14 protein-coding genes are annotated in these 12,761 nt (G+C 59.3%); 6 read left to right on the top strand and 8 right to left on the bottom strand.

The genetic code is table 11. From position 1 onward, the window contains the following. Window positions 1–108: 108 nt before the first annotated feature. The 4 genes from ACK6D9_RS09320 to ACK6D9_RS09305 all read right to left on the bottom strand — a co-directional run bounded on the left by ACK6D9_RS09320 (window position 109) and on the right by ACK6D9_RS09305 (window position 1,835). Complete coding sequence (locus ACK6D9_RS09320) at window positions 109–459, bottom strand: lysozyme inhibitor LprI family protein (protein WP_412051772.1); 351 nt, start codon at window positions 457–459, stop codon at window positions 109–111. A gap of 136 nt (window positions 460–595) precedes the next feature. After that, window positions 596–1,090 carry a hypothetical protein gene (locus tag ACK6D9_RS09315; RefSeq protein ID WP_412051450.1) on the bottom strand — a complete coding sequence of 165 codons (495 nt, stop codon included), beginning with the start codon at window positions 1,088–1,090 and terminating at the stop codon, window positions 596–598. Between the two features lie 113 nt (window positions 1,091–1,203). Continuing rightward, window positions 1,204–1,530 carry a hypothetical protein gene (locus ACK6D9_RS09310; RefSeq protein WP_322988370.1) on the bottom strand — a complete coding sequence of 109 codons (327 nt, stop codon included), beginning with the start codon at window positions 1,528–1,530 and terminating at the stop codon, window positions 1,204–1,206. After that, window positions 1,530–1,835, bottom strand: a complete 306-nt coding sequence (locus tag ACK6D9_RS09305) for an urease subunit beta (RefSeq protein WP_322988371.1) — start codon at window positions 1,833–1,835, stop codon at window positions 1,530–1,532. The genes ACK6D9_RS09310 and ACK6D9_RS09305 overlap by 1 nt, the downstream gene beginning before the upstream one ends. Before the next feature lie 394 nt (window positions 1,836–2,229). Here ACK6D9_RS09305 and ACK6D9_RS09300 point away from each other — a divergent pair, with 394 nt between their 5' ends. Then, the gene (locus ACK6D9_RS09300) at window positions 2,230–2,721 is read left to right on the top strand and encodes a hypothetical protein (RefSeq protein ID WP_412051449.1); all 492 of its coding nucleotides are present in this window, start codon (window positions 2,230–2,232) and stop codon (window positions 2,719–2,721) included. Window positions 2,722–2,824: 103 nt separating this feature from the next. On the opposite strand, the gene ACK6D9_RS09295 is transcribed toward ACK6D9_RS09300, so the two are convergent. The 3 genes from ACK6D9_RS09295 to ACK6D9_RS09285 form a co-directional block, all read right to left on the bottom strand. Then, window positions 2,825–3,127 (bottom strand): urease subunit gamma, encoded by a 303-nt coding sequence (locus ACK6D9_RS09295; protein ID WP_412051448.1) that lies wholly within the window; start codon window positions 3,125–3,127, stop codon window positions 2,825–2,827. Between the two features lie 10 nt (window positions 3,128–3,137). After that, a complete protein-coding gene (locus ACK6D9_RS09290) occupies window positions 3,138–3,998 on the bottom strand; it encodes an urease accessory protein UreD (protein ID WP_412051447.1) in 861 nt (286 codons plus the stop codon). A gap of 165 nt (window positions 3,999–4,163) precedes the next feature. Then, window positions 4,164–5,564, bottom strand: a complete 1,401-nt coding sequence (locus tag ACK6D9_RS09285; protein ID WP_412051446.1) for a M24 family metallopeptidase — start codon at window positions 5,562–5,564, stop codon at window positions 4,164–4,166. Window positions 5,565–5,871: 307 nt separating this feature from the next. Here ACK6D9_RS09285 and ACK6D9_RS09280 point away from each other — a divergent pair, with 307 nt between their 5' ends. Further along, window positions 5,872–6,141, top strand: coding sequence for a hypothetical protein (locus tag ACK6D9_RS09280; RefSeq protein WP_412051445.1), 270 nt, complete (start codon window positions 5,872–5,874; stop codon window positions 6,139–6,141). Window positions 6,142–6,249: 108 nt separating this feature from the next. Here ACK6D9_RS09280 and ACK6D9_RS09275 read toward each other — a convergent pair whose 3' ends face one another. Further along, window positions 6,250–7,341, bottom strand: a complete 1,092-nt coding sequence (locus ACK6D9_RS09275) for a hypothetical protein (protein WP_412051444.1) — start codon at window positions 7,339–7,341, stop codon at window positions 6,250–6,252. Between the two features lie 170 nt (window positions 7,342–7,511). Here ACK6D9_RS09275 and ACK6D9_RS09270 point away from each other — a divergent pair, with 170 nt between their 5' ends. From ACK6D9_RS09270 to ACK6D9_RS09255, 4 genes are all read left to right on the top strand, one after another. Then, entirely contained in the window at window positions 7,512–8,702 is a 1,191-nt protein-coding gene (locus ACK6D9_RS09270; protein ID WP_412051443.1) for an NAD(P)/FAD-dependent oxidoreductase, read from the top strand. A 34-nt stretch (window positions 8,703–8,736) separates the two neighbouring features. Beyond that, window positions 8,737–9,621 carry an NAD-dependent epimerase/dehydratase family protein gene (locus tag ACK6D9_RS09265; protein WP_267655856.1) on the top strand — a complete coding sequence of 295 codons (885 nt, stop codon included), beginning with the start codon at window positions 8,737–8,739 and terminating at the stop codon, window positions 9,619–9,621. Between the two features lie 84 nt (window positions 9,622–9,705). Further along, entirely contained in the window at window positions 9,706–10,005 is a 300-nt protein-coding gene (locus ACK6D9_RS09260; RefSeq protein ID WP_322989574.1) for a Dabb family protein, read from the top strand. Window positions 10,006–10,182: 177 nt separating this feature from the next. Then, window positions 10,183–12,642, top strand: coding sequence for an EAL domain-containing protein (locus ACK6D9_RS09255; RefSeq protein ID WP_412051442.1), 2,460 nt, complete (start codon window positions 10,183–10,185; stop codon window positions 12,640–12,642). Window positions 12,643–12,761 lie beyond the last annotated feature (119 nt).

Here is a 12,761-nt window from a genome sequence, read left to right as displayed (position 1 = left end):
CTGGCACGCTCATCTCAATGCAAACGCCTTCCGAAACGCAAGGCCGCTTTACCGCCAGTATGGGCCACATACGCTAAAGTCGGAATAGAGCCAGCTAACGTTCAGGCTTCAGCGGCTATGCAAACCCTGCGAGAGCACTTCAATGCGCTCGCGCGTCAGCCCCGCCAGGCACAAGCTGCCAACCATTGGCTGGGCGGTTCCGCCGAACACCTCATAGGCTTCATACTCACATTGGGCGTCGCGGAACTTGATCCAGGCGCGCTGGGCCGTGCGCAATGCTTCGAGCGTGGTGGGCACATTGGTGCCCTCTACCTGCTCGGCCACGTATTCGTCATTGGCTTTGGCCGCCGCGACAACGCGGGGCCACAGCGTATTGAGATCATTGTCAGCATCTTCATAGTCGACGCTGGCGCAAAAGGTCATTTCCATCTGGGACTGCGGATTGATGCAATCGGGCATTTCGTCGGCCAAGGCCGGCACAGCAAATACAGTCAAAAACGAAAGAAACCGCGCAATCATCCGCAACACAAACATGGTATTTCCCTTCCTGGCCAAAAACTGGCCATTTGCCGGCACCAAAAACACGCAGATCAACTTACCTGACCCGATGCCGGCTTATGCTCCATTTGATCCCCATCAGACCGGCGATGGCGCTCAACACCAAGGAAAAGTTCATCACACCAAGCTGCCAGTCGCCATTGCCGGCAAATGCGGCCATCGCGTCAGCCATAGTCATCGCCCCAAAACCGGAACAACGAGCTCCCCTGATCAAAGCCATGCTATACAATAGGAATGGCAGCGTGAGTGTCGACCATAGGTAGCACTCCCAGTCGGGTACGCATTTCCGGAGATACATGACAAATGCCGACCCTATAAGGATGATCGACGCACCTCCTATCCAGACAAATGCAACCCCAGCAAATACATAAGCCATGTTCACACCATCAAAATAACAGTGTGCATATTGCCCATCTCCCAGGCTCACCATTCCAATAGTATACAAAGTCAAGAAAACATACAGCGTCAAAACCATGACACCCGGTGAGTAACGAAACACTCCAGGTTTCTTTTTAGCGGAAACTTCTGACATTCCATCCATACATTTTACGCATACACCTCGTTTTGAAAGCAGTAGAGCAAGCCATCCCGGTCAAGCCAGACAAAAAAGGGTGTGGCAAACATTGCGTTATTGACGAACCCGTATCAGCTTTTCTTTTGACGTGCGCCGACACCGCCGGTCAGGCGCTTGCGGTTGGCGCGTGCAGTTCTGGTCAGCGGTGCGATCGCCGCGGCGAGGATTTCATCGGGCCTGCCTCCGGACGCGGCCATCTTCGCCGCAGCCTGCGAGGCCTTGGCAAAGGCGATTGGCTTTTCCGAAAGCATCTTCTGGTTTTCGGCTTTGCCAACCGGCCATAACCCGGCCATCCCGAGCATCCGCATGTTGATCACCGACTGGGCTTCGAACGCCAGCACGCCGAGGCCGGACCAGGACTGCCAGATCTGCGCCGGGGTCACCGGCTTCTTCGCCATTACAGCTTGCCCATGATCTGCTGACGGAAGCCGTAGACGGTGCGCTCGCCCGACAACGCCACCAGCGATACATCGCGCTGCTGCCCGGGTTCAAAGCGAACTGCAGTGCCAGCTGCAATATCCAGCCGCATGCCGCGGCTTTGCGCGCGATCGAAGCTGAGCGCCGGATTAGATTCGAAAAAGTGGTAATGGCTGCCGACCTGAACCGGCCGGTCGCCGGTGTTGGCAACCTTGAGCGTGATGGCCTCAAGGCCACTGTTGAGCTCAATATCGCCATCCGGCGTGATGATTTCACCTGGGATCATATAGGCGGTTCTCCATGAAGTTTGGTGGTGCGCAGACGAAGGCTGCAGAATGAACGCGAAGTGAGATGGACCCGGCAGATTTTGGATCGGTTGGCCCGAAGTATGCGGCAGATAGTTCTACCGACAACAACAGAACGCTTCCCTTGTAGCACATTACGCGGAAACAATAGGGGCAGAACTTCCACGTGGTTTGAACGACGACCACGTCGGCGTTACCGCTGCCAACAAATAAGGCAGATGGTCAAAAACCAGGCACAGTCTGGTCACGAAATATGCACCAAATGACCTTGAGCGAAGATGAAACAATATCGCGCCGGTACCGTTCTTGCCCTGACACGCACCGTCGAGGTGGGTGATTCTGGAAATCAATAGAGGACGCAATCCAATGAAATCCATGAGCAAGATTATCACGACCGCACTGATCACCACCACCCTGGCTGCCGCACCGGCGGTCGCCGGCTCGGTTGGCGCCACCATTGGCGGCGACACCGCCGCCGGCATCACGACCGATACCGGTTCATCCACCGGCATAACTACCGATGTCGAAACCGACCTTTCTGGCAGCGCCGGCGCAACCGGACAGGCCGCCAACGACGCCAATGTCGCGGCTCTGATCAAGGGCAACGCCGAAGCGGCACAGGAAGTCCAGACCATGACCGACGCTGAAGCTGTAACTGTCGTTCACGTCGACACTGCGGCTGACGCTTCCGGCAACGGCATCGATACGGCCCTGAAAGAAAACCGTGAGGCGGTCGACGAGTTGCAGACTTCGTTGCGCGCCAATGCAGCGGTTTCCGAAAAACTGGAAGCCGAAGGCGTCAATATCGCCAGCGTTGTTGCGGCCAAGGCGGATGCCAACGGACAGCTGAAGGTATACGTACGCTAAGCGTACAACGACGCTATCCGGCAGGCGCGGGCTCCGGCCCGCGTCTTTTATTGTTTCACCGACGATTTGGCGACCCCACATCCGGACGCGGCCGGCACCGGGCTTAGCGGATCGGCTGGTGCACGGTCACGAGCTTGGTGCCATCGGGGAATGTGGCTTCCACCTGTATATCGTGAATCATCTCGGCGATGCCCGACATCACCTGGTCACGCGTAATGACATGCGCACCGGCCTCCATCAATTCGGCCACAGCGCGGCCGTCACGCGCGCCCTCGACGACAAAATCGGTGATCAGCGCAATTGCCTCGGGGTGGTTGAGCTTGACGCCGCGCTCGAGCCTGCGGCGCGCGACGATTGCCGCCATGGCGACCAGCAGCTTGTCTTTTTCTCTCGGTGTCAGGTTCATGGCATGTCTTTCATAGCGACCAGACTTTTGGCACACCGCCATCGCGGTTGAGATGGTGGATCAGCGGGACAAGGATCTTGCGCAATTCATAGCTATCCCTGGCGACCAGCCTCGCAAGAAGCTTGCCAGTTCCAGCCTCCCTGCCTGGCACAAAGCTGGCACCGCCGGAGATACCGATGATTTCGCGCAGCCGGTCGAGCTTCGATTCGGCTTCCGGAGCAATCATCAGCACGGTTGCCATGGCGAGCCCGCCGTTGGCGATTGCCGAGCGCGTCAGCGCAGCGGCAATATCCGGACCAAGCCGCGCCTCTTCGGCGTGCAGCAACCCACCCGGACCGCGCACACGCCAGCGATCACGAAAGTGTCCGGAGGCAACCGCTTCGCCCATCGCCAGCCTGCCGAACACCAGCGGCTCGATCATCAGCAGCCGCGCGTCGGGCGCCATGTCGACGTCAATGGTTCGCCGCAATCGTGCGCGATCAAACAGGATGGTTTCTTGCGGTAACCAGGTGAGCCCGCTTGATGGCGCCAGCGTGAGCCTCACCGAGACCGCCGCTTCGCTGAGGCCCTCTGCCTTGTAGGTTTTTTCGCAGGCCTGGGTGGTCAGGCTCATCTGCGTGCCCTCGCCGGCCTCGAAACTCCAGTCCATGCGGTCGCCGCCGGTCAGACCACCGGCGGTGTTTATCAGCACCGCCTCAAGGGGCACGCCGCGGGGTACGCGTGGCAAACGAATTCGCGCCGAGCCTTCCTGATACAGCCGGTCGATGCAACTCGCGCCATCCGACAGCTTGACGGATAGCCGCCCCTCACCACGCGTGCGCTGCATGGCAATGCTGGCTTCAGGCATAGGTACTGGGAAAACAGAGGTCATTGGCACCTATCTCGATCAGCGCCGATCATCGTGAATGGATGGTTTCGGCGCAAGGGCATTTCGTGCGCGCAAAGCACCGAATAACGACCAAACAACAGGCAATCCGTCCAAGCATTGTGCAGATGGGAGGCCGCAGCCCATTCTGCCGTCATGCCGCTCGACAGATCACCCGAGTGCGATCAGTTTTTCGGGGCTGAACAAGAACGGCGGGGCGATGCCCGCCATATCCGACAGCGGCAGCATGGAATCGGGCACATCGAACCCCATGCCATCGCGCATGAAGGATGTCCGCGCCATGATGCGGGCATGAACACCAGGGTGTCGGGCCTTGAGTTCGGCGCGCAGGCTCTCATCAGCGATGACAATCGTGTCCTCCATGCGGGTGGAGAAATAGACTGGCGAGGCGGGAATGATGTCGACTTGCATGACGTGGCCCGACCGCAGCGGCATTTGGGACCCCTGAAATATCGGCGACGACAACCATTCATCGGTGTCGATGAGATGACCGGGATTGAGAAACACGCCGAATTTATCAAAGGGCAACAGACGGTCGACCTCGGCCTTCACCGCGCCGCCCGACACGCCCGGGCGCATCATCGAGAACCATCGGTCGAGCGCCTGCACATAGGGCCCGGCGAAGGCTTCCACATAATCGCGTGACGGCTCGGGAAGGTCGTTGGCACCATGCACCAGCCAGCCGGCACGGCAGCAATTGGCGCGCCAGACACACATGTTGAAAGACAGTGGCCGGCCGAGTTGCAATGTGTTGCCGCTCGGGCCTGCCAGCCCCAGCGGTGCGCTGTCGCCGGTACAAAAGGTCGGATGGCATCCCAGCGGCATGCCGTTCATGCCGGCTGCCTGCAGCACCTCGAAATCGCTCATGCCCTCGCGCATGGCAAAAATCATCGCCCGGACGCTGCGCGATACCACCGAGTTGGCGTGTTCGAACAGGGCGATATCATCGGCATCGGCAATCGTGCGCAAACCATCAAGCGGGTTCATGAACATGGCGGTCTGGTTGGTGATGGCATCGTAGCCTGCCAGGGCGCGCAACGTATCGGCAATGAAGGACGGCGCCTCGATGGCGTGAGCCGGATCCGGGTGTTCGCCCTCGGTAAAATACTTCCAGCCGGCTACGCCGACGCGGGATCCGCTGCCTATCCCCTCGCTGGCCAGAATTTCCGCCAATTGGCGGCTGTCGGCGCGCGGCTGGCTGATCAGGGAGAATGGCTGGTAGCGCTCATGCCGGATCTCGCCGGCAGCAAACATCGGACTGGCACCGAGATAATTCTCGCATTCATTGCCAACGATGAACAGCGGCAGGCGGTCCTTGCTGACAACCAGCAAGGCTTCCTCGAAACGCGGATCAAAGCCCGTCAGCCATACCATGGTGCCGAAATGCTCGCGATCAGCGTAGACGACCAGCGTATCCAGGTCGGCAAGCTCCATTCGTGACCGCGTGGCTTGTAGCCGCCGGCGGTAGACGGCAGCGTCGCTGCCAACAGGCAGCGGTGCGGCGGTATAATTGGGCCATTCGGTCTCAATCAGGCGGATCGGCTTGCTCATCTCGGGCTCCGGATTGGTGGCACAGCAAAGCCTACAAGGATGGCAGGAAGAGGCAAGCGCAGGTGACGGCGGAAATATTATTTCAGGCGAAAGGAAACCAAACGGCTCACTCCAGCGTTTAACGAGCAATGAATGGACCGAAAGGACTGACCATGTTGATTTCTACGCTTGCACTTGCAATGAGCATCGCCATGATGGTGTCAGCCATCGTGATCTTGTATAATGAAACCTTGGCCCGGAAGCGGCAGCACTCGTTCGAGTAGAACCGTCTCCGTTCTTTTGTAGCCGCATCTCAATGGAGTCCCCCATGAAACGTATCGCAATTTCAACGCTTGCAGCGGTTTCGCTCATCGCCCTCGCCGGGTGCACCACCACTGAACAGCGGGCTGGAACCGGTGCTGTTGTCGGTGCAGGAACCGGAGCGCTGATTGCTGCTGCTACCGGCAGCAGCGGCCGCGGTGTCGCCACAGGCGCGCTGATCGGCGGCGCGGCAGGCGCTCTTATCGGTGCTGCGACAACGCCGGGCATGTGCCGTTACCGCGACGCCCGCGGCCAGGTGTATGAGGCAGCTTGCTGATTTAGCGCTGCTGCAAACGACTGAACCCCGCCCCGGCTGACAAAACAACCGGGCGGGGTTCAATTTGTCTTAGCCACCGGCGTGTCTGAATCGCGCTAGGTCCAGTACCTACCCCAGATAAGCAGGGTCAAACGGCAAGGTGCGCGTTGCGGCATTGTCAAAATGCAGCGTCACATTATTTGCTCCGGTGGTGACATCGCGGACTGCCCCTTCGCCGGGCGCAACCCGACACGCGCCAATCACTTGGCGAATCACAACTTCCCTTGCTTCCCCCAACGCAAAAGCAGTTTTGACGCCGTCACGGTTAAAATCGTTGTCGGCAATGGATGCGGCATGGCCAAGCGGTGAGGCACGAGCGTCTTCAATGCCGAGTACGCCGGAGTGGCGGCCCGACCACGGCGCGTAATCGCGGCCGCCATTGCTGAACCACAACATGGTGACGGGCAAAACCTGCGGCTGCTTGAGGATGATGACCCGGTCGGTTTCAGCTCGGCGGGTGATGCAACTCCAGCCCAGCGACCGTCCCCGCTGTTCGACCAGGGTAAGGAAATCCTCGTGGCTGCTCGCCGGCGGATAGCGGGTCAGATCGGCGGTTCCGCCGTTAGCCAGTGGGAAAGCGGTCAGATCCAGGGTCCTCGCAGGATAGGCGAGCACCGATCGGCCGCGCGCCGGGTCCGGCTCCAGCGCTTCGGGTGGGGTCACCGCGTATGATTTGGGCGAGAACGCCAGTTCACCGCCCTCCTGCATGTGAACCATGACATGGTGGGCAGCCGATACGGCGCCTGCGCCGCCGATAAACCGATGCTCCTGGTAGATGAACGGGTGGCCCTCCACCAACGTTATTCGCTTCTCGACCGTGGCGCCCATCACAAGCCGGGAAAGCCGGAATGCAGCTTGCAGACGTTTTTCTGCCTGTGTCGTGCCGATATGCTCCCAACTGCTGTTGGACGGCCAGCCATGCAGGGGTGCCTCCTCAACATCATTGCGCCCGAACGGCGCACAGAAGAAATCTCCAGACAGACGCTGCACTGTCAGTGGAGTGTCGGGCGGGAATGTCACGGCCGGGTCATCGACCCATGGCGCCCGGTGCAACGGTGTCAACGTGCGCTCGCCATCGCTGACGGTGAGCCCGGCGATGTGGCCAGAGCTCGCATCAAGACTGATAGTGATCGGGGCGAGGTCAAACGTGTGAAGGGTCATGGTCTGTTCCAGAATGCGATCCGGCATTTCTACAACATCGGCTTGGAGACCGGAATTGCTTTTCGGCATTCCGCCGGATTAACCGCCGCAGGAGGTAGCGGGGTTTGTCGCGGGCGCGGCATCTGCTAGAGCCTCAGGCTTGGTCCGACCAGCGCGGAATCGGAGAACGAATGTCCAAAACCACCAAAGTGGATGTGATGGTGCTTGGCGCAGGTGCTGCAGGCATGATCTGCGCCATTGAAGCCGCGCGCCGCGGCCGCGCGGTGGTCATCGTCGATCACGCCCGTGCGCCTGGCGAGAAGATCCGCATCTCCGGCGGCGGCCGCTGCAACTTCACCAATCTCCATTGCAGCCCCTCGAACTTTCTGTCGGCCAATCCGCGCTTTGCCATTTCCGCGCTCAAGTCCTTCACCCAGCACGATTTCATCGACCGGGTGAAAGCCCGCAACATTGCGTTCCATGAGAAAGCGCTGGGGCAACTGTTTTGCGATGGCTCGGCCCGGCAGATCATCGCCATGCTGACCGATGACATGACCGAAGCCGGTGCGCGGCTCGAGCTTGCGACCGAAATCACCGACGTCAGCCGGATCGATGAAGGTTTTGAGGTCCGGACCAGCGGCGGGGTCTGGCAATCCGATCGACTGGTAATCGCCACCGGCGGCAAATCGATCCCGAAAATGGGCGCGACCGGCCTTGGCTATGATATTGCCCGGCAATTTGGCCACGAGGTGACCGAAACCCGCGCCGGACTGGTGCCGTTTACCTGGGCCTCCAACATGGCCGAAAGCTGGAGCGGTCTGTCGGGCGTGTCGCTGGATGTCGATACCCACTGCAATGGCGCCCGCTTCAAGGAAGCGATGCTGTTTACCCATCGCGGCCTGTCGGGACCGGCGATGCTGCAGGTCTCTTCGTACTGGCGCGAGGGCGATGCGGTGATCGCCGATCTGGCACCCGAACAAAGTCTGGCCGAGCTGTTGAAATCGGAACGGTCAAACCGTCCGAAAAGCTCGCCCTGGACGATACTTGGCGAAGCCTTGCCGAAACGGCTGGTTCAGCAGCTCGAACGTGAGGCCGGAATACCAGCGGTGCGGCTGGCCGACATGAACAATGCAGCCATAGAACAAATGGCGGCCAGGTTTCATGAGTTTCGTGTGGTGCCCGGCGGCACCGAAGGCTACCGGACGGCGGAAGTCACGCTTGGCGGCGTCGACACGGCGCAGTTAAACCAGAAAACCATGGAAAGCCGGCTGGTTCCGGGGCTACATTTCATCGGCGAGGTCATGGATGTGACGGGCCATCTGGGCGGACACAATTTCCAGTGGGCCTGGTCATCGGGCGTGGCTGCCGGACGGCACGTCTGACAGCATGCGTTTCATTGAAGACAGGGAGAGTACGATGCGTATTTTGTTCACCGGCGGATCCGGCAAGGCCGGACGGCATGTCATTCCCTATCTTCTCGATCAGGGACACCGTGTGGTCAATGTCGATCTGACACCGCTTGACCATCCCGGCGTCGACAATCTGACCGCCGACATCACCCAGTCGGGAGAGATGTTCAACGTCATGACCAGTTACGCCAATTTCGACGAACTGGAACCGGGAACCGGGGTGCCAAAATTCGACGCAGTGGTGCATTTTGCCGCCGTGCCACGCATCCTCATTCGCCCCGACAATGAAACCTTCCGGATCAACACGATCGGCACCTACAATGTCGTGGAAGCCGCGGTTAAGCTCGGGATTTCCAAAATCATCGTCGCCTCGTCGGAAACCACTTATGGTGTCTGCTTTGCCGATGGCGAGGTCAGCCCGCCCAGCCTGCCGGTGGAAGAGGACATGGACGTCAATCCGATGGATTCCTATGGTCTGTCAAAAGTGGTCAACGAGCAGACGGCGCGCGGCTTCCAGCGCCGCTCGGGGTTCGACATCTATGCGCTGCGTATTGGCAATGTGATCGAGCCGCACGAGTATGACCTGTTTCCAGGTTTCTTTGCTCATCCGGAAGTGCGTCGCCGCAACATATTCTGTTACATCGACGCCCGCGATCTGGGCCAGATCGTCGACCGGTGCCTGACGACCGACGGGCTGGGCTTCCAGATCTTCAATGCCGGCAATGACACCAATTCGGTTGACCTGCCGACCGCCGAGATCGCCGAACGGTTTTTTCCCGGTGTCGCCTTCAGCCGGGAGATGGGCGAGCACGAAGCGCTCTATTCCAATCGCAAGATTCGCGAAATGCTGGGTTTTGTCGAGGAACACAACTGGCGCAAACATGTAAAATAACGCCGGGCTTCGACACCGCCCTTACCCGAAGCAAGAAGTTTGCCTTCCCCCCTAAACCTAATTTATGCCAGAGGATTAGCCGCAATGATCAGACACACAGTTACGTTCAGCCTGAACCATGAAAAGGGCTCTGATCGTGAGCGGCAATTTCTCGCCGACGCACAGCGCATTCTCTCGGCAATTGCCGGCGTCGAACAATTCGAAGTGCTGCGTCAAACCGGCGCCAAGAATAATTTCAGCTTTGGCCTGTCGATGGAATTTGCCGACCAGCAGGCCTATGATTTCTACAATGACCATCCCGACCATGTGGCCTTCGTTCGTGACCGCTGGCTGCCGGAGGTCAAGGAATTTCTGGAAATCGATTACGAGCCGCTGGCCGGCTGATCTGACGGGAAAAGCCCTTCGGCTTCGCAGCATTGCTGACAAACAAGCTGGGAGCCCGTGGCTGGCCCATTCATCAATGATCCGGCAGCGGGCAAGCGCCTATCGGTTTAAGAAGTTCTTGGTGTTCTTCGGTTAGGTCTGGTTCAAGGGCCCAACCATGACGATCGGAAAATCGTTTTGAACATCAATAATCCGACCGATACCTCCACTTGCGAATCCGACACTTGGGAATGTGCGCTGGATGCTGCAGGCCTGGGTGTCTGGGATTGGGATCTGCGCACAGGGCAGTGCAAATACTCCGAGCCTTGGTGCCGGATGCTGGGCTACGAACGGCGCGATTTTGCAGATGATGCGGAACTGTGGCTGATGTTGATTCATCCCGATGACCGGGAACGGGCAATCCACAGCGGTGACCTGCACATCTCCGGCAAGACCGATCGCATCGAGACCGAGTTGCGGCTGCGGCACAAGGATGGCCACTGGGTCTGGGTACTGGACAGAGGCGCGGTCGTAGAGCGCGACCAGACCGGCCGGCCGCTGCGTGTCGTTGGCGTTCAGACCGACATTACACGCCAGAAACAGGCAGAGCGGAACCTGAGACGGGTCAACGAGCGGTTCAGGCTCGCCCTGGCAGCAGCGGGCATGGGCATCTGGCACTTCGACATAGACCGCCAGCAGAGCAACTGGGACGCCCGTACCCGGGAGGTTTTCGGATTGGCACCGGGACCGGAAGATGTCGGGTCGACCGCCTGGCACGGACATCTTCACCCGGATGACCAGGAACGAACCGAGCGCGAGCACCTGCAGGCGCTCACAAACAGCACCGAGGTCACCCTCCGCTACCGGATCATCCGCCAGGATGGAGAAATACGTCACGTTGAAACGCTCGCAAAATTTGTGCCGGAGGAAGACAGCTCGGGATTTCTGGTCGGCACCATCAGAGATGTGACCGACGAGGTCAGCGCTGCGGACGCGTTGCTGGCGGAAAAAGAACGCTACAAGGTGACCCTGGAATCCATCAGCGACGCAGTGATCAGCACTGATGTCGACGGGCGGATTACCTTTTGCAATCCAGCTGCCGCGAAAATGCTGGCGCGCACGCAGACTGAACTGAATGGCGCGCCATTTGCCGAGGTATTCGGCGCGGAATTGGCCGAGGCTGAAAGCCAGGCAACGGTCGACATTGATGGCGACTGCACAGTCACAGGCCTCAAATCCGGCATCTTCAAATGCCGGCGCAGCCCGATCCTTTCATCGAGTGGTGAATTGTCGGGCAGCGTTTGCACCTTCCAGGACGTGACCGAGGAAGCCAAACGGCAACGAGAACTCGCTTATGCGGCCCGCCACGACGCGCTCAGCGGTCTGCTCAACCGGGTCGCCTTTGACGAAGAGCTCGAAAACGCCATTGTCAGCGCCGACCAGACACCGTTCGCCATTCTCTATATCGATCTCGATCACTTCAAGGCGCTGAACGACTATGCCGGCCATGCGGCAGGCGACGAAGCCCTGCGGATGATTGCCACAGGCGTAAGCCAAAACCTTCCTGCCGGCGCGGTGTTTGCGCGGCTTGGCGGCGATGAATTTGCGATCCTGCTGCCGGCATCAAACGAGGTTGCCGCGAAAAGAACCGCCGATACCGTCATTGAAGCAGTGCGCAGTGTCGACCTGCGCTTTACCGATGTTCGTCAGCCGCTGGGCTGTAGTATCGGCATTGCCATCATCAACGATGCCTCGGTCACTTCGGCGGATGCCCTGGCGCGCGCCGATGACGCCTGCTACGCCGCCAAATCTGCCGGACGAAGCCGGCATTCGACCTTTGCCGAGAACAACAATTTCCTGACCTCGGGCCTTACCGCCGCACGGCGGGTCGCCGAGTTGACCGAAGCAATGGACGAAAGCAGGATAAAACTGTTTGGCCAGGAAATACGCTCAATTGAAGCGCCGCACGAATGGTCCGGAAGGATAGAAATCCTGGCCCGTTTGCAGAACCGGGACGGCAAGATCATTCCGCCGGGCGATTTCATTCCCGCTGCCGAGCGGTTCGGGATGGCCTCGACACTGGATCGCTGGATCATCAATTCCGCACTGGGCAAATATGGTTCAATCATGGAGGCCGCTGACCTGACGCTGGGCTTCAATCTTTCAGCACAGACCTTGTGTGATCCTCAGCTCTGGCCGTTCGTCGAATCGGCTATCAAGAAAACCGGAACACCCGCAGCGCGGATCGCGTTTGAAATTACCGAGACGGCTGCGGTGACGTGCTTTGAAACCGCCAACCAATTCGTCCGCAAAGCACGCCGACGTGGCTGCACCGTTTGCCTGGACGATTTCGGCTCGGGCCTGAGTTCGTTTGATTATCTGCGGCGGTTCCCCATCACTTGCATCAAGATCGATGGCAGTTTTGTGGAGAATCTGACCGAAAGCCGCTTTGACCGCGCCATCGTTTCCTCGATCACCGGCATTGCCAAGGAACTGGGACTTCGTATCGTTGCCGAAAAGATCGAGGACGAGGCCACCGTCGAACAGCTCCGCCAGATCGGCGTTACTTTCGGCCAGGGCTTTCACCTGCATCGCCCCGAACCGCTGGCCAAACTGGTCGAGCGACGGCTGCCAACCAGCTTGAAGCAAAGCGCATAATAAAAGACGCAACGTCGAAGCAGCTATTGCCCGTGCAACAGCCCGCGCCGATCATCCGCACCTCCATGGAAACCGTGTCGGCGGTGCTCACGCTTTCCAACTCGGCCCGACGGGAAGCC

The organism is Hoeflea sp. Naph1 (assembly GCF_046837775.1).
Classification (GTDB): Bacteria; Pseudomonadota; Alphaproteobacteria; order Rhizobiales; family Rhizobiaceae; genus Hoeflea.
Note: the sequence above shows the minus strand (reverse complement) of the source record. Positions and strands in the feature narration are given on the sequence as shown.

Excerpts from the sequence above, each read along its gene's own strand:
- ACK6D9_RS09320 (WP_412051772.1), bottom strand. The coding sequence starts at position 459 with ATGCCCGATTGCATCAATCCGCAGTCCCAGATGGAAATGACCTTTTGC.
- ACK6D9_RS09315 (WP_412051450.1), bottom strand. The coding sequence starts at position 1,090 with ATGTCAGAAGTTTCCGCTAAAAAGAAACCTGGAGTGTTTCGTTACTCA.
- ACK6D9_RS09310 (WP_322988370.1), bottom strand. The coding sequence starts at position 1,530 with ATGGCGAAGAAGCCGGTGACCCCGGCGCAGATCTGGCAGTCCTGGTCC.
- ACK6D9_RS09305 (WP_322988371.1), bottom strand. The coding sequence starts at position 1,835 with ATGATCCCAGGTGAAATCATCACGCCGGATGGCGATATTGAGCTCAAC.
- ACK6D9_RS09300 (WP_412051449.1), top strand. The coding sequence starts at position 2,230 with ATGAGCAAGATTATCACGACCGCACTGATCACCACCACCCTGGCTGCC.
- ACK6D9_RS09295 (WP_412051448.1), bottom strand. The coding sequence starts at position 3,127 with ATGAACCTGACACCGAGAGAAAAAGACAAGCTGCTGGTCGCCATGGCG.
- ACK6D9_RS09290 (WP_412051447.1), bottom strand. The coding sequence starts at position 3,998 with ATGACCTCTGTTTTCCCAGTACCTATGCCTGAAGCCAGCATTGCCATG.
- ACK6D9_RS09285 (WP_412051446.1), bottom strand. The coding sequence starts at position 5,564 with ATGAGCAAGCCGATCCGCCTGATTGAGACCGAATGGCCCAATTATACC.
- ACK6D9_RS09280 (WP_412051445.1), top strand. The coding sequence starts at position 5,872 with ATGAAACGTATCGCAATTTCAACGCTTGCAGCGGTTTCGCTCATCGCC.
- ACK6D9_RS09275 (WP_412051444.1), bottom strand. The coding sequence starts at position 7,341 with ATGACCCTTCACACGTTTGACCTCGCCCCGATCACTATCAGTCTTGAT.
- ACK6D9_RS09270 (WP_412051443.1), top strand. The coding sequence starts at position 7,512 with ATGTCCAAAACCACCAAAGTGGATGTGATGGTGCTTGGCGCAGGTGCT.
- ACK6D9_RS09265 (WP_267655856.1), top strand. The coding sequence starts at position 8,737 with ATGCGTATTTTGTTCACCGGCGGATCCGGCAAGGCCGGACGGCATGTC.
- ACK6D9_RS09260 (WP_322989574.1), top strand. The coding sequence starts at position 9,706 with ATGATCAGACACACAGTTACGTTCAGCCTGAACCATGAAAAGGGCTCT.